Source organism: Patescibacteria group bacterium (assembly GCA_038065255.1).
GTDB lineage: Bacteria > Patescibacteriota > Patescibacteriia > JACQRZ01 > JACQRZ01 > JBBTRI01.
The window spans coordinates 2168-2673 of sequence record JBBTRI010000019.1; the positions used below are offsets into that span (position 1 = coordinate 2168).

At 55.5% G+C, this 506-nt stretch carries 1 protein-coding gene; it reads right to left on the reverse strand.

Annotated elements, in window-relative coordinates:
* Positions 1-506 (reverse strand): hypothetical protein (locus tag AAB400_04405; GenBank protein ID MEK7649122.1); only part of this gene is annotated, 506 nt, incomplete at both ends.

Consider the following 506-nt stretch of genomic DNA (forward strand, 5'->3'; position numbering starts at 1 on the left):
GAGTAAGGCTTCCGTCAAATCGTGCCGCGCCATCTATTTCAAGTCCGCCTTCTACATAAAGGAGATCTCGTGCCGCTGTTGATGCAAGAGCGGAGCGAGTAGTATCTGTGCCGATCATGACAATACCGTTATTGCCACCTGTGTGAGAGCCGCCGCGAAGAACAGCATCACCACCTGTACCCGCACCTGATGCAGTACCGCCAGCAACGACCACTGCTCCGGCAGTTCCAGTTACAGTTGCGCCACCGGTAATATTAACTGCTCCGCCTGCTGTCGCTAATGTGCCTGCACCACCAGTAAGACCTAGAGCGCCTCCAGCGTTACCGCCTGCTGCACCAGCACCTGCTGTTACCGATAATGCATCGCCTGCTGCTGCTGCAGCGGCAATACTGATGGTTCGTGCGCCGCCGTTATCAAGAGTTAAGCCAGTACCGGTTGCTGCGCCAATGTTTGGCGAAACAAATGTTGGCGTGTTTGCAAAGACCAATGCGCCGGTGCCGGTTTCA